At 60.3% G+C, this 19,007-nt stretch carries 16 protein-coding genes; 3 read left to right on the top strand and 13 right to left on the bottom strand.

Annotation, left to right across the window (positions count from 1 at the left end):
• Positions 1-6: 6 nt before the first annotated feature.
• A complete protein-coding gene (locus AAGQ88_RS12255) occupies positions 7-1,698 on the top strand; it encodes a bifunctional protein-serine/threonine kinase/phosphatase (RefSeq protein ID WP_342655501.1) in 1,692 nt (563 codons plus the stop codon).
• Between the two features lie 220 nt (positions 1,699-1,918).
• Here the strand turns inward: AAGQ88_RS12255 and AAGQ88_RS12250 are convergent, their stop codons facing one another.
• The 8 genes from AAGQ88_RS12250 to ppsA form a co-directional block, all read right to left on the bottom strand.
• Positions 1,919-2,953, bottom strand: coding sequence for an OmpA family protein (locus tag AAGQ88_RS12250; protein WP_074749765.1), 1,035 nt, complete (start codon positions 2,951-2,953; stop codon positions 1,919-1,921).
• Positions 2,954-3,060: 107 nt separating this feature from the next.
• A complete protein-coding gene (sigX, locus tag AAGQ88_RS12245; RefSeq protein WP_093458388.1) occupies positions 3,061-3,651 on the bottom strand; it encodes an RNA polymerase sigma factor SigX in 591 nt (196 codons plus the stop codon).
• Positions 3,652-3,740: 89 nt separating this feature from the next.
• A complete protein-coding gene (locus AAGQ88_RS12240; RefSeq protein ID WP_093458387.1) occupies positions 3,741-4,565 on the bottom strand; it encodes a mechanosensitive ion channel domain-containing protein in 825 nt (274 codons plus the stop codon).
• A gap of 2 nt (positions 4,566-4,567) precedes the next feature.
• Positions 4,568-4,828, bottom strand: coding sequence for a CrfX protein (locus tag AAGQ88_RS12235; RefSeq protein WP_342655500.1), 261 nt, complete (start codon positions 4,826-4,828; stop codon positions 4,568-4,570).
• A gap of 87 nt (positions 4,829-4,915) precedes the next feature.
• Positions 4,916-5,911 carry a zinc transporter ZntB gene (locus tag AAGQ88_RS12230; protein WP_285423989.1) on the bottom strand — a complete coding sequence of 332 codons (996 nt, stop codon included), beginning with the start codon at positions 5,909-5,911 and terminating at the stop codon, positions 4,916-4,918.
• A 36-nt stretch (positions 5,912-5,947) separates the two neighbouring features.
• Entirely contained in the window at positions 5,948-6,436 is a 489-nt protein-coding gene (rraA, locus tag AAGQ88_RS12225; protein WP_093458384.1) for a ribonuclease E activity regulator RraA, read from the bottom strand.
• 220 nt (positions 6,437-6,656) lie between these two features.
• Positions 6,657-7,649 (bottom strand): alpha/beta fold hydrolase, encoded by a 993-nt coding sequence (locus AAGQ88_RS12220; RefSeq protein WP_342655499.1) that lies wholly within the window; start codon positions 7,647-7,649, stop codon positions 6,657-6,659.
• Between the two features lie 170 nt (positions 7,650-7,819).
• Positions 7,820-10,195: a phosphoenolpyruvate synthase gene (gene ppsA / locus AAGQ88_RS12215; RefSeq protein WP_342655498.1), complete on the bottom strand. Its 2,376-nt coding sequence runs from the start codon at positions 10,193-10,195 to the stop codon at positions 7,820-7,822.
• Positions 10,196-10,421: 226 nt separating this feature from the next.
• On the opposite strand from ppsA, the gene AAGQ88_RS12210 reads away from it, so the two are divergent.
• The gene (locus AAGQ88_RS12210; protein WP_081566090.1) at positions 10,422-11,240 is read left to right on the top strand and encodes a pyruvate, water dikinase regulatory protein; all 819 of its coding nucleotides are present in this window, start codon (positions 10,422-10,424) and stop codon (positions 11,238-11,240) included.
• A 112-nt stretch (positions 11,241-11,352) separates the two neighbouring features.
• On the opposite strand, the gene prpF is transcribed toward AAGQ88_RS12210, so the two are convergent.
• From prpF to AAGQ88_RS12185, 5 genes are all read right to left on the bottom strand, one after another.
• The gene (gene prpF, locus AAGQ88_RS12205) at positions 11,353-12,543 is read right to left on the bottom strand and encodes a 2-methylaconitate cis-trans isomerase PrpF (protein WP_342655497.1); all 1,191 of its coding nucleotides are present in this window, start codon (positions 12,541-12,543) and stop codon (positions 11,353-11,355) included.
• A 58-nt stretch (positions 12,544-12,601) separates the two neighbouring features.
• The gene (acnD, locus tag AAGQ88_RS12200) at positions 12,602-15,196 is read right to left on the bottom strand and encodes a Fe/S-dependent 2-methylisocitrate dehydratase AcnD (protein ID WP_342655496.1); all 2,595 of its coding nucleotides are present in this window, start codon (positions 15,194-15,196) and stop codon (positions 12,602-12,604) included.
• 85 nt (positions 15,197-15,281) lie between these two features.
• Positions 15,282-16,409: a 2-methylcitrate synthase gene (gene prpC / locus AAGQ88_RS12195; protein WP_342655495.1), complete on the bottom strand. Its 1,128-nt coding sequence runs from the start codon at positions 16,407-16,409 to the stop codon at positions 15,282-15,284.
• Between the two features lie 170 nt (positions 16,410-16,579).
• Entirely contained in the window at positions 16,580-17,470 is an 891-nt protein-coding gene (gene prpB, locus AAGQ88_RS12190) for a methylisocitrate lyase (protein ID WP_093458378.1), read from the bottom strand.
• Positions 17,467-18,174: a GntR family transcriptional regulator gene (locus tag AAGQ88_RS12185; RefSeq protein ID WP_285423994.1), complete on the bottom strand. Its 708-nt coding sequence runs from the start codon at positions 18,172-18,174 to the stop codon at positions 17,467-17,469. The genes prpB and AAGQ88_RS12185 overlap by 4 nt, the downstream gene beginning before the upstream one ends.
• 298 nt (positions 18,175-18,472) lie before the next feature.
• Between AAGQ88_RS12185 and AAGQ88_RS12180 the strand changes: the two genes are divergently transcribed.
• Complete coding sequence (locus AAGQ88_RS12180) at positions 18,473-19,006, top strand: ATP-dependent zinc protease (RefSeq protein ID WP_285423995.1); 534 nt, start codon at positions 18,473-18,475, stop codon at positions 19,004-19,006.
• Position 19,007: the final 1 nt, after the last annotated feature.

Below are 19,007 nucleotides of genomic sequence, written 5' to 3'. Positions count from 1 at the left end.
CCTGAGATGAACCAGCCTGTCGCCCTCGACGCCGCCCGCAGTGGTCTGACAGTACGCTGCGCGGAGTTCAGCAGCCGCGGTCCGCGGTCGGAAAACCAGGACGCCACCCGGGTGGTGACGCCGGTTCCGGCCCTCGCCGCCAGCAAGGGTTATCTGTTCGCCCTCGCTGACGGCGTCAGCCAGTGCGCAGACGGCGGCCTGGCCTCGCGTTCGACCCTGCAGGCGCTCGCGCTGGATTACTACGCGACCCCGGAAACCTGGGGCATCGCCCAGGCGCTGGACCGTCTGTTGCTGGCGCAAAATCGCTGGTTGCTGGCCAACGGGCTGATGACCACGGTCAGCGCGCTGGTGCTGCGCGGTCGGCGCTTCACCCTCGCCCACGTCGGTGACTGCCGGGTTTACCGGTGGCATCAGGGCCATCTGCAGCGCATCACTGAAGATCATGTCTGGGAGCAACCCGACATGCAGCATGTTCTCAAGCGCGCGCTGGGCCTGGATCAATTCGTGGTCATGGATTATCTGGACGGCGAACTGCGCGAAGGCGAGCGGCTGTTGCTGCTCAGCGATGGCGTGTGGTCCACGCTGAATGATCAGCGGATTGCCTCGATTCTCCGCGAGCAGGATGACCTCGACATGGCCGCGCGCACGCTGGTCAGCGCCGCGCACCTTGCCGGCAGCCCGGACAATGCCACCGCCCTGCTGATCCAGGTCGACCGACTGGGCAGTGACGGATTGGGCGATACCCTGCTTCAACTGCAGCAATGGCCAGCGCCGCCCACCCTGAAACCGGGCCAGTTCTTTGAGGGCTGGCACATTGAGGAGCGGCTGGGCGATTCGCGGCAATCGCTGATTTATCGCGTGCGTGACAGCCAGCAGCAACGCTGGCTGCTCAAGACCCTGCCGCAGCGCCGCGTTGACGAGGACAATGCCGGCCAGGCGCTGCTGCTCGAAGAGTGGTTTCTGCGCCGGGTCGCGGGACGTTTTTTTCCGGACGTTCATCCACTGCCCGACAGGCAGCACCTGTATTACGTTATGCGCGAATACCCGGGTCAGACGCTGGCGCAAACCTGGGGGCAACAAGGCCCGATGGAAGTGTCGCGCTGGCTCAGTCTGGCCCGGGACCTGTTCGGGGCAGTCGCGCTGCTGCACCGTCGAAACATCGTCCATCGGGATATAAAGCCGGAGAATCTGTTGCTCGAAGAGAGCGCGGGCCTGCGCATCCTGGACTTCGGCCTGGCGTATTGCCCAGGGCTATCCGTCCGCGTCGAGGGCGAAGTGCCTGGCACACCCAGCTACATTGCCCCGGAAGCGTTCGAGAACGCGGAACCGTCTGCGGCGCTTGATCTGTATGCGGCAAGCGTGACGTTGTACTTCTTGCTTACCGGACACTATCCATACGGCGAAATCGAGGCCTTTCAGCACCGTCGCTTCGGTCATCCAGTGCCCGTCAGCCGCTATCGCCCGGACATCCCCTTCTGGCTGGAGAATCATCTGGATCGGGCCCTTCAGGCCAATCCCGAGAAACGTTTCGAGACCGCCGAGCATTGGCTGCTGGAACTGCGTGATGGCGAACTTGCGACTGCCAGCCCTCGGCCCAAACCATTGCTGGAACGCGAACCCGTCAAGGTCTGGCGCACCGTGGCGCTGTTATCGCTGTTGCTGAATATGCTGCTGTGGGTGTGGTTGCTCAAGCACTGACAGCGGACCGTTTGCTTGCTGAGGAGAGCGTCGGGCCGATAGGCGAGGCTTACATCCGCGCATCGTCCTGACCCACCCCTGAATAAGGGCAGTGAACGCCGAGAGCGTTGATCTAGAGCAGTTGGACTTACAACACTGTCGATCCAACGCAACAGCTTTTACGAAACTCGGAAAAAGAAAAACCCGGCCTGAGCCGGGTTTTTCGTGAAGCGAGGGCTAATTACTTAGCTTGAGCTTCTACTTGTGCTTCTACGCGACGGTTAACAGCGCGGCCAGCTTCAGTTGCGTTGTCAGCAACTGGGCGGGATTCGCCGTAGCCAACCGAGTTTACGCGGTTAGCGCCAACACCGTACTGGTTAACCAGAACTTGCTTAACGGCGTTTGCACGACGCTCGGACAGTTTCTGGTTGTAAGCGTCAGGACCGACGGAGTCAGTGTGACCTTCAACAGTGGTGGTGGTCTGTGGGTACTGCTTCATGAAGTCAGCCAGGTTTTTGATGTCACCGTAGCTGTTTGGCTTGACGACCGACTTGTCGAAGTCGAATTTCACGTCCAGCTCAACACGAACGACTTCAGCAACAGCCGGGCAACCGTTGGCGTCAACGGTAACGTTGGCCGGGGTGTCAGGGCACTTGTCGACGTTGTCGCAAACGCCGTCGTTGTCGCTGTCGGAGCACACTTCAGCAACTGGGGCTGGTGCTGCTTCGACTTTCTTGGAGCCGCCGCCGAAGTTCACACCGATACCGACGCTAGGCGCCCACTCGGTGTCGCCCTGGTCGATGTTGTACTGAGCTTCAACGCCAGCACGGGCGTAGAAGTTGTCGGTGAAGTACAGCTTGGCACCGCCGCCGATGTTGGCGAAGGTGGAACGGTTACGACCGCCGCTGCCGTTCTGACCGATGCTCTGATCGGAGAAACCAGCCGAGACGTACGGACGCAGCATGTCGCCCGGGTTGTTGAAGTGGTACAGAGCGTCCAGAGCGGTGTTCGCGCCCTTGATGTTCTTGCCATCGTCGCTACGGACGTTGTGCACTTCGTCATAGCCCAGACGCAATTCAACGTCGTCGGTCAGGAAGTAGCCAACAGAACCGCCGAACAGGTTGCCGTCATTCTTGAAATTACGAGCGCTGTCGAACTGTTCTTTCTTGGCGAAGCCTTCGATTTCGACTGCGCCTTGGCCTTGTGCCAGCGCGCCGAACGAAGTTGCGGCAACAATAGTACCAATGGCCAAGCCCAAGGTGTTTTTCAGTTTCATCCGTTAAATCCCCATCTGGTGATTGTAAAGCAGTCCCACTTATCGAGGGACAACTCATCGGCAAGTCTATCAGAACTTGCCTGCCCGTTAGAGATATTTGCTCCGAGTTAAGTTTCGGTAACGCCTGCAAATTTCTCACGTAATTTATCGAGTGCCCGTTTGTAACGCATTTTCGTGGCACTCAGGCCCATATGCATTATGTCTGCGATCTCCTGAAATTCCAGCTCTGCGACGAATCGAAGCACCAGAATCTCCCTGTCGATCGGGTTCACATGCACGAGCCAGCGATCGAGTCCGCCCTTCTCTTCGGGTTTTGGCGCCTTTTCTTCTGACGCTTCCTCGAGAGGGTCCAGGCTCAAAGCGTCCATCAATCTACGCTTTCGCCGCTCCTTCCTGTACTGCGTGATGCATTCGTTGTAGGTGATGCTGTAAAGCCAGGTCTTGAATTTCGATTTTCCCTCGAAATTTTTCAATCCATACAACACCTTAAGCATCACCTCCTGACAGACATCGTCAGCATCGCGATCGTTCCCTAAATAGCGCGCGCAGACGTTAAAAAGTGTCCGCTGGTAGCGCCGCATCAGCTCTTCGTAGGCGCGCGTTACATGGAACAGCTCGGCGTGCGAGCGCGCGACCAACTCCTCGTCAGAGAGCTCGCGGGGGTCGTAACGCAGAGAGAGCGATTGGGGTTTATTCAAAACAAGTCGTGCCGACAGTCGGATAAATGTCCGCCGCGTCCCGAGCGTCCCGGGATTTTGCGGCGGCATACATTAGCAGATTTGCCGGTTCAGCGGCTGCTCACTCGCTGCTCGAGAAGGATCCGGTTGGACAATGACACCAACTCGCCTTCATCGGTCAGCAGGGTGGTCTTCACCGTGCCAATCTCTTCGATCTGCCCTTCGACCTCTCCAATACGCACCTGTTGCCCTACCTGATACAGCTCCCGCACATAAATACCCGCCAGAATCTGGCTCGCGATTTCACGACTGCCCAGGCCCATCGCCAGCGCAACGGCCAGACCAACGGTAATCAATCCGATCACGATCACGTGATTCAGCAGGTCAGTCTTGACCTCCAGCTGGCTGATGGCCACGGAAATACTGATGATAATGACCAGCCACTGGGCAATACGCCCAAGGCCCGCCGAATAGTCCAACCCGACGCCTTCAGCAGCGCCGCGCACGATGCCATTGACCAACTGCGCGAGCAGTACGCCCACCAGCAGCACCAGCGCCGCGCCGAACACTTTCGGCAAGTACAGCGCGAGCATGTCCAGTGTCGCAGATACGCGCTCAAGCCCCAGCGATTCTGCCGCTGAAACCAGAAAAATCAACAGCACAAACCAGTAGACGATCTTGCCGATCAACGTCGAAATCGGGACCTGAATGCCCGCGCGACTGATCAGTTTAGTCAGGCCGGTGCCGCCCATCAGGCGATCCAGACCCAGTTTTGCCAACAGCTTAGACAACAGGGTGTCGAGCAGTTTTGCCACGACGAAACCCAGAAGAACCACCACCAGCGCGCCGAAAAGATTCGGGATGAAGTTCGCGACTTTGGTCCACAACGCAGTCATTGCGGTAACCAGGCTCTGTGTCCAGAGATCCAATTCCATATTCAGTCAGCCTTGTCTTTAGCACCGGAGAAAGCAGTACCGGCAATCGTCTTGCGACGGGAAACAGGTGAAACGTGAGCCGAGCCGTTATTCACGGCAATCATCAATGCCTGGGTGCAGCGACCAAGCAGGCCGAACAGGTCACCTGCTCCGACCTGGCGGTTCGCGGTTTTCAACACGCGTCCCAGAACCGCGTCATCGTCCCGGCTGGAGGACGAAGAATTGAGCATGTCTCGCAGTGATTCTTCAAACGGGTCGTGCATAGGCACCTCACGTAATGTCACTGGAAGACGCAGGCCAGTCTGCATGAGTCACACACTCGATGCAGGACGGCGCAGCTTTTTTATGCCTCACACCCAGCGCAGCCGTTTGAACAGCCACATTTGCCCCAGCGCGACGACGACCATCAATGCACAGGCAAACAGAAATCCGTAAGGATTGTCCGAGCCCGGAATGCCGCCGACGTTAATGCCCAGCAAGCCGGTCAGAAAACTCATCGGCAGGAAGATGCCGGTGATGATTCCGAAGCGGTACATCGTGCGGTTCATGCGCTCGTTCAAGCGCCTGTCTTCGGCCTCGAGCACCAGCCCCACTCGCTCGCGGGTCAGTTCCAGTTCTTCGAGGTAACGTGTGAGGCTGTTGTTCAACTCGTTCCAGTAGTCCGCGTCATCTTCGACGAACCAGGGAATCTTGCTCCGCGTGAGCTGGGCGTAAATCTCGCGCTGCGGCGCCAGAAAGCGACGCATGCCCGCAGCCCTTCGGCGGATGTGCACCATGTTGCCATGTTCCGGCATGTACCGCTCGTCGGCATCGATGCGCTCTTCCATGTCATCGACCAGTTCGGTCAGTTCGCTGACGACGGCCTGGACCTTGTCAGTGAGCAGCTGGGCCAGATAAACCAGCAGTTCGGAAGCGGTTCTCGGCCCTTTGCCTTCATTGAGCAGGTCGATCAGTTCATCGGTGGCGCGCAGCGAGCGAAGCCGCAGCGAAATGACCTGCTGGGCGGCGGCAAAGATGCGCACCGAGACCATGTCTTCAGGCTCGGCGCCGGGGTTGAGGTTCACGCCACGCAAAAACAGCAGCAACTCATTGTTCGGCAATGGCAACAGTCGCGGCCGGGTGTTCTCCTCGAGCATCAGGTCGCAGACGAACTCGCTCAGACCGCTGGCGGTACGCAGCCACGTCTGGGTCTGCGGGTGACTGCGGTCCCAGTGAAGCCACACGCTTTCCTGTGGCTCCAGTTGCAGGCAATCCAGTTCGGTTCGTGCGATAGAACGCGCCCCGCCTTTTCCATCCAGCACCAGGGCATGCACCAGCCCCCACTGCGCGTTTGTTTCATCGAACATTCACTGTCCTTGCCATGCGTTGAACGAGCACGCCGGTCAGTCCGGCATTTTCAATGGGCTGGGCGATACGATGATGCCGTTGTTGTCGGCATACAGGTATTCGCCGGGGCGGAACGTGACGCCACCGAACGTCACCACTTTGTTCAGATCGCCCAGCCCGCGCTTGTCGGTCTTGAGCGGATGGCTGGCCAGCGCCTGCACACCCAGATCGGTCTGTGCCAGTACATCCACATCGCGCACGCAGCCATAGATGACCATGCCTTCCCAGCCGTTTCTGGCGGCTTTTTCCGCCAGCATGTCGCCCAACAGCGCGCAGCGCAGCGAGCCTCCACCATCGACCACCAGCACCTTGCCCGTGCCATCCTGTTCGGCCTGCTCACGCACCAGTGAGTTGTCTTCGAAACATTTGAGGGTGACGATCTCGCCCCCGAATGAATCGCGACCACCAAAGTTGCTGAACATCGGCTCAACCACCTGAACGAGATCAGGATAGGCGTCGCACAAATCCGGAGTGATGTAGTGCATGGGGTAACTCCTGTCAGTGAAGGGCTTGGTTCTCAAGGATTGCCATCGCAGCGGGTTCGACCGGCACGCTGCTGTGACCGCGGCCAGGCCCACAATGCTTCCTTATATAGAACAAAAACCTGACCGACGAGTTTTTGTCCCGAATCACGCCGTATAACCACTCAACTGGAGGTAGCTTAGCGGCAACGCCCGCGTATAGAAACGCTTTGCTCGTCAGGATTCAGGAAGTCAGCGAAACGTTCAGCGTTGATTCAGCCTGCGCCTGCGGAACGTTGCGGCTCAGCCAGTCCGCCACGCGCGGCCAGACCTGAGCCTGCGCCGCTTTGCTGACCAGCATCTGCACATGACCGAAATCCTCGCTGAAATCGTGCGCGCGCCCCAGGCTCAGAAATGTCTTGTCGGGCGAGCCGAACTGCTCGAACAACTCGCGACAGGCCCACTCCGGATCCTGATGATCACCTGCCCCGGCCACGCAAAGCAGCGGGACCTGCACATGACGAAGGCCTGACCACCAGTCTTCCTTCTTGTCACCGAAGCGCCCGAACAGGCCATGCCAACGCATGTTCTCCAGCACGACACCCATCGGCTCGTCTTCGGGCCCGCGCTTGAAACGCGGCCCCGAGACGTGCTCGAAGCGTTTGAGCAACAGCCGCGCGCCCCATTGCATGGGCGGCACTTTCAGCGGCCAGTAGCTGCGAGTAATCTGACTGCCGAACAATGCGGCAGACGCAACCTGATCGACGCCGATGTAATGCCCGCCCAGCGCGGCCGCCAACGTCGTGCCACCCATCGAGTGGCCGATCCAGTGCGGCGTCTGACCACTTTGCTCGGCGACGAAGGCGGCGATGGCGGGCAAGTCGTAGCGCGCGTAATCGGCGACGCGGTTATGCCGGTACGCTTCGTTGCGCGCCGACAGGCCATGCCCGCGCATCTCGGGGATCCACACGTCGTATCCTGCCCGCGCCAGGTAGGCGCCCAGACCGATGCCTTTGGGCGAATACCAGAAGCGCCGGTTGGAGAAACTGCCGTGCAGCAGGATCACGGGCACGCCGCGCACATCCGGATCGGCGACCAGACCCAGACGCGTCACGGCCAGCTCGACCGTGAAATCCATGCTGTTGCCGGGTTTGAGGCGATAAACGTCCTCGATCAGATCGCCGCGTCGTTCGGCGCTGATCAGGGCCACTGGAAAGAGGTGACTGCTGCTTTGCATATTGCTCTTGCTTGATTCGGAGAAGGTCACGCCCGCAATAGCACGCCAGGGCTGTCCGCGGGCTGAACCTGTCAGGTAAAAAAAGGGCATGAAAAAGGGCGGACTCATCAAGACCGCCCTTTTCAAGAAACCGGCCCGGCAAAACGGGCCAGCATCTTACTCGATTTACATCACGTTGGAGCTTCCTCTTCGGAGAGGAAGAACCAGGTCTCCAGCACCGAGTCGGGGTTGAGCGAAACGCTTTCGATGCCCTGCTCCATCAGCCAGCGCGCCAGATCCGGGTGGTCGGACGGGCCCTGACCGCAGATGCCGATGTACTTGCCAGCCTTGTTACAGGCCTGAATGGCGTTGGACAACAGCTTCTTGACCGCCGGGTTACGCTCATCGAACAGGTGCGCGATGATCCCGGAGTCGCGATCCAGGCCCAGGGTCAACTGGGTCAGGTCGTTGGAACCGATGGAGAAACCGTCGAAGAACTCGAGGAACTCCTCGGCCATCAGGGCGTTGGATGGCAATTCGCACATCATGATGACGCGCAGACCGTTGTCGCCACGGGCCAGACCATTTTCGGCCAGCAGATCGACCACCTGACTGGCCTCGCCCAGGGTGCGCACGAACGGCACCATGATCTCGACGTTGGTCAGGCCCATCTCGTTGCGCACGCGCTTGAGGGCGCGGCACTCGAGTTCGAAGCAGTCGCGGAAGTTTTCGCTGATGTAACGCGACGCACCGCGGAAGCCCAGCATCGGGTTCTCTTCTTCCGGCTCGTAGAGCTTGCCGCCGATCAGGTTGGCGTACTCGTTGGACTTGAAGTCCGACAGACGCACGATGACTTTCTTCGGCGCGAACGCTGCGGCCAGCGTACTGATCCCTTCCACCAGCTTCTCGACATAGAACCCGACCGGATCGTTGTACCCGGCAATGCGCTTGTCGACGCTTTCCTTGATGTCCAGCGGCAGGTTCGGGTAGTTCAGCAGCGCTTTGGGGTGCACGCCGATCATGCGGTTAATGATGAATTCCAGACGCGCCAGGCCAATGCCGGCGTTTGGCAGCTGAGCGAAGTCGAAGGCACGGTCAGGGTTGCCAACGTTCATCATGATCTTGAACGGCAGTTCAGGCATGGCGTCGACGGAGTTCTGCTTGATGTCGAAGCCCAACTCGCCTTCGAAGATGTAACCGGTGTCGCCTTCGGCGCAGGACACGGTGACGCCCTGGCCGTCTTTCAACAGCTCTGTGGCATTGCCGCAGCCGACGACGGCGGGAATGCCCAGTTCACGGGCGATGATCGCCGCGTGGCAGGTGCGCCCGCCACGGTTGGTGACGATGGCGCTGGCGCGTTTCATCACCGGTTCCCAGTCCGGGTCGGTCATGTCGGAGACCAGCACATCGCCGGCCTGAACCTTGTCCATCTCGGACACGTCCTTGATGATGCGTACCTTGCCGGCGCCGATGCGCTGACCGATGGCGCGACCTTCCGCCAGAACGGTGCCTTTCTCTTTGAGCAGGTAGCGTTCCATGACGTTGGCCGAGGTGCGGCTCTTCACGGTTTCAGGACGGGCCTGAACGATGTAAAGCTTGCCGTCGTCACCGTCTTTGGCCCATTCGATGTCCATCGGGCACTGGTAGTGTTTTTCGATGATCATTGCCTGGCGCGCCAGGTTGCTGACTTCTTCATCGGTCAGGCAGAAACGCGCACGGTCGACGGCGTCGACGTCGATGACCTTGACCGATTTGCCGGCCTTGGCTTCTTCGCCGTAGATCATCTTGATCGCCTTACTGCCCAGGTTGCGGCGCAGGATCGCGGGACGACCGGCTTCAAGGGTGTTCTTGTGAACGTAGAACTCGTCAGGGTTCACCGCGCCCTGAACGACGGTTTCGCCCAGGCCGTAGGCGCCGGTGATGAATACCACGTCACGGAAACCCGATTCGGTGTCCAGCGTGAACATCACGCCGGCAGTGCCGGTTTCGGAGCGCACCATGCGCTGCACGCCGGCAGACAGGGCGACCAGCTTGTGATCGAAGCCCTGATGCACGCGGTAGGAAATGGCGCGGTCGTTGAACAGCGAGGCGAATACTTCTTTCGCCGCGCGGATCACGTTGTCGACGCCGCGAATGTTCAGGAAGGTTTCCTGCTGGCCGGCGAACGAGGCGTCCGGCAGGTCTTCTGCGGTGGCGGAAGAACGCACGGCAACGGCGATGTCCGGGTTGCCCGCCGACAATTCGGCGAAGGCGGTACGGATTTCGGCATTGAGCTTCTCGGGGAATTCGGCCTCCATGATCCACTGACGAATCTGCGCACCGGTCTTTGCCAGCGCGTTGACGTCGTCGACATCAAGGGCATCGAGTGCCTTGTGAATCTGATCGTTCAGACCACTCTGCTCAAGAAAATCACGATAGGCCTGAGCTGTAGTGGCGAAGCCACCGGGAACGGAAACGCCTGCGCCCGCCAGGTTGCTGATCATCTCGCCGAGGGATGCGTTCTTGCCCCCCACGTGCTCAACATCATGTTTGCCGAGCTTATCGAGGGAAACTACGTACTCTACCAAGGTGATCTCTCCACTAACCGATTTGTTGTTGGGAAAAGCTTTGGTGCTGGAACCACAGGAAAAGCGGATTCTGCGCACGGGTGGTCTGGATCCTGAACATCTGTACCTTTGACATCCGTACCTTTGAAAACAGTACCCTGAAAAAAGGTAGAATGCGGCCAGTCATGGCTCGCAAGCCCGCCTATGATATCCAAGAATCGTCACCAGCTTAAGGCCCAGGGCGCAAATGAAACGATCCGCTTTCTTTATCTCCGACGGCACCGGCATCACTGCCGAAACCCTTGGCCAGAGCCTGCTAGCGCAGTTTGAAAACATAACGTTCAACAAGTTCACGAGGCCCTATATCGACAGCGTCGAGAAGGCCCGGGCCATGGTCCAGCAGATCAACAAGGCGGCCGAGAAGGATGAGGTGCGTCCGATCATCTTCGACACCATCGTCAATCAGGACATCCGCGAGATCCTGGCGACCTCCGACGGCTTCATGATCGACATCTTCTCGACGTTCCTGGCCCCGCTGGAGCAGGAGCTTAGTTCACACTCTTCCTATTCGGTGGGCAAATCTCACTCCATCGGTCACAACTCCAATTACATGGAGCGGATCGAGGCGGTGAACTTCGCGCTGGACAACGACGACGGTGCCAGAACCCATTATTACGACAAGGCAGACATCATTCTGGTGGGCGTGTCGCGCTGCGGCAAGACGCCTACCTGTCTATACATGGCCATGCAATTCGGCATTCGCGCGGCCAACTACCCGCTCACCGAAGACGACATGGAGCGCCTGCAGTTGCCGGCCGCGCTCAAGCAGCACCGCAACAAGCTGTTCGGCCTGACCATCGACCCGGACCGCCTGACCGCGATCCGCCACGAACGCAAACCCAACAGCCGCTATTCGAGCTTCGCCCAGTGCGAATTCGAAGTGCGTGAAGTGGAGAACCTGTTCCGCCGGGAAAACATTCCTAACATCAATTCCACCCATTTTTCGGTCGAAGAAATCTCGGCGAAGGTGCTGGTGGAGAAAGGCGTCGAGCGACGGTTTAAATAGCTCTTTCCAAATCTTGGGAGCGCGCTTACCCGCGAATGCGTCGTGTCAGTCACGCATTTGTGATTGACAGAACGCTTTCGCGGGCAAGCGCGCCCTGCAAAAAAAGCAAAACTCAGAAGCTATCGCCTGGCACGCGAACCCACCCCTCCATCAACACCCGCGCGCTGCGGCTCATGATGGCTTTCTTCACCTGCCATTGACCCTCGGCCAGCGCCGCTTCGGCGCCAACGCGCAAGGTGCCGGACGGGTGCCCGAAACGCACGGCGCCGCGTTCGCCGCCACCGGCGGCCAGGTTGACCAGCGTCCCGGGGATGGCGGCCGCGGTGCCGATCGCCACCGCTGCGGTGCCCATCATTGCGTGGTGCAACTTGCCCATCGACATCGCCCGCACCAGCAGGTCGGTGTCCTGCTTCGTCACTGCCTTGCCGCTGGAGGACAGGTAATCCCTGGGCGGCGCCACGAACGCGACCTTGGGCGTGTGTTGCCGTCTGGCGGCTTCATCGACATGGCCGATCAGCCCCATGCGCACAGCCCCGTAGGCGCGGATGGTTTCGAACCTGGCCAGGGCGTCAGGATCAGCGTTGATCGCGTCCTGCAACTCAGTGCCGGTGTAGCCGATGTCACTGGCATTGACGAAGATCGTTGGAATCCCCGCGTTGATCATCGTCGCCTTGAACGTGCCCAGGCCTGGCACCTCAAGATCGTCGACCAGATTACCCGTGGGGAACATCGAACCACCGCCGCCCTCTTCTTCCGCCGCAGGGTCCATGAATTCCAACTGCACTTCAGCCGCCGGAAAGGTCACGCCGTCCAGCTCGAAATCGCCGGTTTCCTGCACCGCGCCCTCAGTGACCGGCACGTGGGCAATGATCGTCTTGCCGATGTTTGCCTGCCAGATCCTCACGATGGCCACGCCGTTTTGCGGCACGCGTGCTGCATCGACCAGGCCGTTACTGATCGCGAAGGGGCCGACCGCGGCCGACAGGTTGCCGCAATTGCCGCTCCAGTCGACGAAAGGCTTGTCTATCGACACCTGACCGAACAGGTAATCGACGTCGTGATCAGGCTTCGTGCTTCTGGACAGGATCACCGTTTTGCTGGTGCTCGACGTCGCGCCGCCCATGCCGTCGATCTGTTTGGCGTATGGGTCGGGACTGCCAATCACTCGCAGCAACAAGGCATCGCGGGCCGGGCCGGGCACCTGAGCCGCCTCGGGCAGGTCTTGCAGCCGGAAGAACACGCCTTTGCTGGTGCCGCCGCGCAGGTACGTCGCGGGTATCCTGATTTGCGCTGTATGAGCCATGAACTTTTTTCCTATATAAAGGCCGCCGACATCGCCTCGGGGGATGTCGGCAATCCGGTCAGGCCACCGCGGAAGATTCGAGGAAATCCTGGGCGAAACGCTGCAACACACCGCCCGCTTCGTAGATCGAGACTTCCTCGCCGGTGTCCAGACGACAAGTGACCGGCACTTCCAGGCGCTCACCGCTCTTGCGATGAATCACCAGCGTCAAGGTGGCACGCGGCGTGCGCTCCCCGATTACATCGAAGGTTTCGCTGCCGTCGATGTTCAGCGTGGTGCGATTGGTGCCCGGCTTGAACTCCAGCGGCAACACGCCCATTCCGACCAGGTTGGTGCGATGGATACGTTCGAAACCTTCGGCGACTATCGCCTCGACGCCTGCCAGCCGTACGCCCTTGGCCGCCCAGTCCCGCGAGGAGCCCTGACCGTAGTCGGCACCGGCCACGATGATCAGCGGCTGCTTGCGCTCCATGTAGGTTTCGATGGCCTCCCACATCCGCGTGACCTTGCCCTCAGGCTCGATGCGTGCCAGCGAGCCCTGCCGGACCTTGCCGCCTTCCACCACCATTTCATTGAACAGTTTCGGGTTGGCGAACGTCGCGCGTTGCGCGGTCAGGTGATCGCCCCGGTGAGTGGCGTAGGAGTTGAAGTCCTCCTCGGGCAGGCCCATTTTCGCCAGGTACTCGCCCGCCGCGCTGTCGAGCATGATCGCGTTGGATGGCGACAGGTGATCGGTGGTGATGTTGTCCGGCAAGACTGCCAGCGGCCGCATGCCCTGCAGTGTACGCTCGCCGGCCAGCGCGCCTTCCCAGTACGGCGGACGACGGATATAGGTGCTCATCGGCCGCCAGTCATACAACGGCTCGACTTTCGGACCGGTGTCTTCGTGGATGGCAAACATCGGGATGTAGACCTGACGGAACTGCTCAGGCTTGACCGAGGCCTTGACCACCGCGTCGATTTCTTCGTCGGTTGGCCAGATGTCCTTCAAGCGGATTTCTTCGCCATTGGCGCCGACACCCAGCACATCTTTCTCGATATCGAAGCGAATAGTCCCCGCAATCGCGTAGGCCACCACCAGTGGCGGTGAGGCGAGAAACGCCTGTTTGGCGTAAGGATGAATGCGCCCGTCGAAGTTACGGTTGCCCGACAGCACGGCGGTCGCGTAGAGATCACGGTCGATGATTTCCTGCTGAATCACCGGATCCAGCGCACCGGACATGCCGTTGCAGGTCGTGCAGGCGAAGGCCACGACGCCGAAGCCCAACTGCTCGAGTTCGGCAGTGAGCCCCGCTTCGTCCAGGTACAGCGCCACGGTCTTGGAACCTGGCGCCAGCGACGACTTCACCCAGGGTTTGCGGGTCAGCCCCAGCCGGTTGGCATTGCGTGCCAGCAGACCGGCGGCGATGACGTTGCGCGGATTGCTGGTATTGGTGCAGCTGGTGATGGCGGCGATGATCACGGCTCCATCCGGCATCAGCCCCGGGGTCTGTTCCCAGGCGCTGGCGATGCCTTTGGCGGCAAGGTCCGCGGTGGCAACGCGGGCATGGGGATTGGACGGCCCGGCCATGTTGCGCACGGCACTGGAAAGATCGAAATGCAGCACGCGTTCGTACTCGGCGCTGCTCAGGGCATCGGCCCACAGCCCGGTTTCTCTGGCGTAGGTCTCGACCAGCCTGACCTGCGCCTCGTCACGACCGGTGAGCCTGAGGTAGTCGATGGTCTGCTGATCGATGGAAAACATCGCCGCGGTTGCGCCGTACTCCGGCGCCATGTTGGAAATGGTGGCGCGGTCGCCCAGGGTCAATGCGTGGGCACCTTCCCCGTAGAACTCGAGGTAGGCCCCCACGACTTTCTGTTGACGCAGGTATTCGGTCAGCGCCAGCACCACGTCAGTGGCGGTAATGCCTGGCTGAGGGCGGCCGCTCAGTTCGACACCGATGATGTCCGGCAGGCGCATCCAGGAGGCGCGCCCGAGCATGACGTTCTCCGCTTCCAGCCCTCCGACGCCGATGGCGATCACGCCCAGCGCGTCGACGTGGGGCGTGTGACTGTCGGTGCCGACCAGCGTATCCGGGAACGCGACGCCATTGAGGGTCTGGATCACCGGCGACATCCGCTCCAGATTGATCTGGTGCATGATGCCGTTGCCCGGCGGGATCACTTCGACGTTCTTGAACGCCTGCTTGGTCCAGTTGATGAAGTGAAAGCGGTCTTCATTGCGACGGTCTTCGATCGCCCGGTTCTTGCTGAACGCATCCGGGTCATAACCGCCGCATTCGACCGCCAGCGAATGATCGACGATCAACTGCACCGGCACCACTGGATTGACCTGGGCCGGGTCGCCACCCTTGTCGGCGATGGCGTCACGCAGCCCGGCGAGGTCCACCAGCGCGGTCTGACCGAGGATGTCGTGGCACACCACGCGCGCCGGAAACCAGGGAAAGTCCAGATCGCGACGACGTTCTATCAGTTGGCTGAGCGAGGCGTCGAGGGTCGCCGGGGCGCAGCGCCGCACCAGGTTTTCGGCGAGCACGCGGGAGGTGTAAGGCAATGTGGCGTAGGCGCCTGGCCTGATCGCATCGACCGCCTCGCGGGCGTCGAAAAAGTCGAGCGAGGTGCCGGGCAGCTGTTTGCGATATTCAGTGTTCATTGTCAGGACTCGGTCACGGTTTGTTTCAAAGGGCGGAAGCCTGATGCCGCCCTCTGTAGGGTCGAGGCAGGCGCTTGCACCATTCTCAGCGTTGTTCGATTGGCACGAACTTGCGCTGTTCGACGCCAATGTATTCGGCGCTCGGGCGGATGATGCGGTTGTTGGCACGCTGCTCGAACACGTGGGACGCCCAGCCGGTGAGGCGTGAGCAGACGAAAATCGGCGTGAACAGCTTGGTCGGGATGCCCATGAAGTGATAGGCCGAGGCGTGGTAGAAATCAGCGTTGGGGAACAGCTTCTTCTGCTCCCACATGGTCTTGTCAATGGCCTCGGAGACCGGAAACAGAACGGTGTCGCCCACTTCATCGGCGAGCTGCTTCGCCCAGCCCTTGATCACCTCGTTGCGCGGGTCGTTGTCCTTATAGATCGCGTGGCCGAAGCCCATGATCTTGTCCTTGCGCTGCAGCATCGACAGCGTGCCTTGGGTCGCCTCCTCGGCAGACGAGAACTTCTCGATCATGTCCATCGCCGCTTCGTTCGCGCCGCCATGCAGCGGGCCGCGCAGCGTGCCGATGGCTGCGGTGATGCAGGAAAACAGGTCCGACAGCGTCGAAGCGCACACCCGCGCGGTGAACGTCGAGGCGTTGAATTCGTGCTCTGCGTACAGAATCAGCGAAACGTCCATGACCTTGCGGTGCAGTTCGCTCGGGCTCTTGTCCAGCAAGAGTTTAAGGAAGTGGCCGGCGATGGAGACCTCATCGGTGACGCAGTCGATGCGCTTGCCATCGTGACTGAAGCGATACCAGTAGCACATGATCGCCGGAAACGCGGCCAGCAGCCGGTCAGTCGCCTCGCGCTGCTGATCGAAGCCGGTTTCAGGCTCCAGCGTTCCCAGCATCGAGCAACCGGTGCGCATGACATCCATCGGGTGGGTATTGGCGGGAATGCGCTCCAGCACTTCCTTGAGTGCCTGGGGCAGATCGCGCAGGCCCTGCAGTTTTTTCAGATAACCGTCGAGCTCGGCGCGGGTCGGCAATTCACCGTACAGCAGCAGCCAGGCGACTTCCTCGAAACGCGCATCCGCGGCCAGCTCGCGAACGTCGTAGCCGCGATACGTCAGCCCGGCTCCGGCCTGACCCACGGTGGACAGGGCAGTCTGTCCGGCAACCTGGCCACGCAGGCCAGCGCCACTCAATACTTTTCCTTCAGCCATTGCTGTCTCCAGTCTTGTAGTTGTTCAGGGAATCGGCAATTCGGTGCTGATGATCACGGTCCCTTGCAGGAGTGAGCTTGCTCGCTTTGGGGTCTCGCCAGGTGACATGGATGCCAACTGAACAACCGCCATTGCGAGCAAGCTCACGCCTACAGAAACGGGACATACATTCAGCCCTTCTTCTGCGCAAACAGTGCATCGAGCTTCTGCTCGAACGCGTGATAGTCGATGCGCTCATACAGCTCCATGCGGGTTTGCATGGTGTCGACGACATTCTTCTGCGTGCCGTCGCGACGGATCGCGTTGTAGACGTTTTCCGCGGCTTTGTTCATGGCCCGGAAAGCCGACAGCGGATAGAGCACCAGCGCCACTTCAGCCGACTTCAGCTCGTCGGTGGTGAACAGCGGTGTCGAACCGAATTCGGTGATGTTCGCCAGAATCGGCGCCTTGACCCGTGAGGCGAACAGTTTGTACATCTCAAGCTCGGTGATGGCTTCGGGGAAGACCATGTCGGCGCCCGCTTCGATGCATGCCGCAGCACGGTCCAGCGCCGACTCCAGCCCTTCAACGGCCAGCGCATCGGTACGCGCCATGATCACGAAGCTGTCGTCGGTGCGCGCATCCACGGCAGCCTTGATGCGATCGACCATCTCCTGCTGCGACACGATTTCCTTGCCGGGACGATGTCCGCAACGCTTGGCGCCGACCTGGTCCTCGATGTGCATCGCCGCGGCGCCGAATTTGATCATCGATTTCACTGTGCGCGCGACGTTGAACGCCGACGCTCCGAAACCGGTGTCCACGTCCACCAGCAGGGGCAGATCACAGACGTCGGTGATCCGGCGCACATCGGTGAGCACGTCATCAAGCCCGGTGATCCCCAGGTCCGGCAACCCCAGCGAACCTGCAGCGACCCCGCCGCCGGACAGATAAATCGCCTTGAAGCCCGCGCGTTGGGCCAGCAGCGCATGATTGGCGTTGATCGCGCCAACCACTTGCAGCGGATGCTCGCTGGCAACGGCGTCACGGAAGCGTTGGCCGGGAGTCGTTCTTGAAGTCATTGTTCACCTCGGGCGGTAGCCGCTTGATAGTGCTGTTCGATGTTGCGTTTGGAGGCGCCGATATGGCGGCGCATCAACAGTTCAGCCAGCTCGCCGTCTCGGTCGGCGATGGCGTCGAGAATGCGATGGTGCTCGGTGAATGCCTGTCGCGGACGATTGGGCGTCGTCGAGAACTGGATGCGGTACATCCGCACCAGCTGATACAGCTCGCCGCACAGCATCTGCGTCAGGGTGCTGTTGCGTGCGCCCTGGATGATCCGGTAATGGAAATCGAAATCCCCTTCCTGCTGGTAATAGCCGACACCGGCCTGAAAAGCGCTGTCGCGTTCGTGGGTCTCCAGCACCCGACGCAGCTCGTCGACCTCCTCGGCGGTCATGCGCTGCGCAGCGAGTCGGCACGCCATGCCTTCGAGGGATTCGCGGATTTCGTAGAGCTCCACCAGTTCGGCATGGCTCAACGAAACAACGCGTGCGCCGACATGGGGAACACGCACCAGCAGGCGCTGCCCTTCCAGCCGGTGAATCGCTTCGCGCAATGGCCCGCGACTGATGCCGTAAGTGCGCGCCAGCTCAGGCTCGGAAATCTTGCTGCCCGGCGCAATGTCGCCCCTGACGATGGCCGCCTGAATGCGCCGGAAGACGTTCTCCGACAGCGTTTCCGTGTCCAGCGAAGATTCCGTGACGACCTCGAGCGCATCTGACATTGTCGACACCTTTTGAATGAATGGCGCCAAAGCTAGCGAATAAGCACCCTATCGTCAAAGTGATTTTATGGATTGTCGACAATCGTCTAATAACCACAGCATATGTCGTCCCTTCCTACCCATCTCGTCCGCAAGCCCCTTCACTGGCGCCATGAAACCATCATGCTAGAATGCCGACCGCACCGCCTGCCATTGCACGCAGCACACGACGTCGTTGCAGGCCGCGGCCCTGAGCCCAATCAGAACCCCGAGCCGACGTTCAATCCGCTCCTCGTTTACCTTCATCGTGCCAGGACCTATGAGCCGTCACCCTCTTCTCTTCCTTTTATGCCTGTACCTGCCGGGTCTGAGCCTTGCCGCCGACAAGACCGTCTACGGCCTGAACGAGTACGCCGAGCTGGCCGACATCGACCTGCAAGTGGCCGCCAAACTGGACACTGGTGCAAAAACCGCCTCCCTCAGTGCCCGCGACATCAAGCGCTTCAAGCGCAACGGAGAATCGTGGGTGCGTTTTTATCTGGCCATCGACGACGCTCATGAGCACCCCATCGAGCGACCACTGGCGCGGGTCAGCAAGATCAAGCGCCGCGCCGGCGACATCGACCCCGATGACGAGAAGAAGTACACCTCAAGGCCGGTCATCAGCCTGGATGTGTGCATGGGCGCTGCTTTACGAAACATAGAAGTGAACTTGACCGACCGAAGTGCATTCCAATATCCGCTTTTGATTGGCGCCGACGCCCTCAGGCACTTCAATGCACTGGTCGACCCAAGCCTGAAATACGCAGCCGGCAAGCCTGCCTGCGTCACTGATGCTCAAACCGCAGAGTAAC

The organism is Pseudomonas sp. F3-2 (assembly GCF_038804275.1).
Classification (GTDB): domain Bacteria; phylum Pseudomonadota; class Gammaproteobacteria; order Pseudomonadales; family Pseudomonadaceae; genus Aquipseudomonas.
Note: the sequence above shows the minus strand (reverse complement) of the source record. Positions and strands in the feature narration are given on the sequence as shown.

What these genes read in the sequence shown, in the direction of transcription:
- AAGQ88_RS12250 (WP_074749765.1), bottom strand. Translation starts at nt 2,953, where the DNA reads ATGAAACTGAAAAACACCTTGGGCTTGGCCATTGGTACTATTGTTGCC.
- rraA (WP_093458384.1), bottom strand. Translation starts at nt 6,436, where the DNA reads ATGCACTACATCACTCCGGATTTGTGCGACGCCTATCCTGATCTCGTT.
- AAGQ88_RS12220 (WP_342655499.1), bottom strand. Translation starts at nt 7,649, where the DNA reads ATGCAAAGCAGCAGTCACCTCTTTCCAGTGGCCCTGATCAGCGCCGAA.
- AAGQ88_RS12255 (WP_342655501.1), top strand. Translation starts at nt 7, where the DNA reads ATGAACCAGCCTGTCGCCCTCGACGCCGCCCGCAGTGGTCTGACAGTA.
- AAGQ88_RS12235 (WP_342655500.1), bottom strand. Translation starts at nt 4,828, where the DNA reads ATGCACGACCCGTTTGAAGAATCACTGCGAGACATGCTCAATTCTTCG.
- prpC (WP_342655495.1), bottom strand. Translation starts at nt 16,409, where the DNA reads ATGGCTGAAGGAAAAGTATTGAGTGGCGCTGGCCTGCGTGGCCAGGTT.
- AAGQ88_RS12210 (WP_081566090.1), top strand. Translation starts at nt 10,422, where the DNA reads ATGAAACGATCCGCTTTCTTTATCTCCGACGGCACCGGCATCACTGCC.
- AAGQ88_RS12230 (WP_285423989.1), bottom strand. Translation starts at nt 5,911, where the DNA reads ATGTTCGATGAAACAAACGCGCAGTGGGGGCTGGTGCATGCCCTGGTG.
- prpB (WP_093458378.1), bottom strand. Translation starts at nt 17,470, where the DNA reads ATGACTTCAAGAACGACTCCCGGCCAACGCTTCCGTGACGCCGTTGCC.
- AAGQ88_RS12180 (WP_285423995.1), top strand. Translation starts at nt 18,473, where the DNA reads ATGAGCCGTCACCCTCTTCTCTTCCTTTTATGCCTGTACCTGCCGGGT.
- AAGQ88_RS12240 (WP_093458387.1), bottom strand. Translation starts at nt 4,565, where the DNA reads ATGGAATTGGATCTCTGGACACAGAGCCTGGTTACCGCAATGACTGCG.
- prpF (WP_342655497.1), bottom strand. Translation starts at nt 12,543, where the DNA reads ATGGCTCATACAGCGCAAATCAGGATACCCGCGACGTACCTGCGCGGC.
- acnD (WP_342655496.1), bottom strand. Translation starts at nt 15,196, where the DNA reads ATGAACACTGAATATCGCAAACAGCTGCCCGGCACCTCGCTCGACTTT.
- AAGQ88_RS12185 (WP_285423994.1), bottom strand. Translation starts at nt 18,174, where the DNA reads ATGTCAGATGCGCTCGAGGTCGTCACGGAATCTTCGCTGGACACGGAA.